The following is a 547-nucleotide window of genomic DNA, read 5'->3' on the forward strand; positions in this document are numbered from 1 at the left end:
GGATCGTCGCGAACTCCTCGGCGAAACCATGCTGTGCATTCTGCGCGGTCGCTGCCTTGAGTCCGCCGAGAAAGCCCGCCGCGCTGCCCATCATCCGGTGATTGGCATCGACCAGCCCGGTGCCGAGCGCGCGGACCCGCTCCTGGGCGAGCAGGACCACGCCGCCGCCGATGAGAAAGATCGCACCGATGGTGAGTGCGAGTCCCGGCGCCAGCGCAAAGGCGAGCGCGCCCTGCACCACCAGCATCACCATTGCGATACCGCCCTGGATCAGGAATTGCGCGCCTGCCCCGATCCGGTTGACCTCGACGCTGACCAGGCTGGTGACGCGGGCATGGCTGAGCGCCGCGATGCGGCTCCACGGCGCGGCGGCGAGCGACTGGATGATGCGATTGCGCTCGTGCTGGGCGAAATCTCCCTGCAGCCGACCAAGCTGCATGTCGCGCGCATAGAGCACCAGCGCGCGCAGCAGGGACAGCGCGACAAAGGCCGCGATCAGCACCGCGAGCCTGCCCAATGGACTTTGCACGCCCAGCGTCTCGAAGAC

General features: G+C 68.0%; 1 protein-coding gene. It reads right to left on the bottom strand.

Going from position 1 to position 547, the window contains the following annotated elements:
- Positions 1 to 547 (bottom strand): 6TM ABC transporter family protein (locus AC1DZC_RS20295; RefSeq protein ID WP_477044543.1); only part of this gene is annotated, 547 nt, incomplete at both ends.

The organism is Cellulomonas sp. P2_B4 (genome assembly GCF_056404795.1).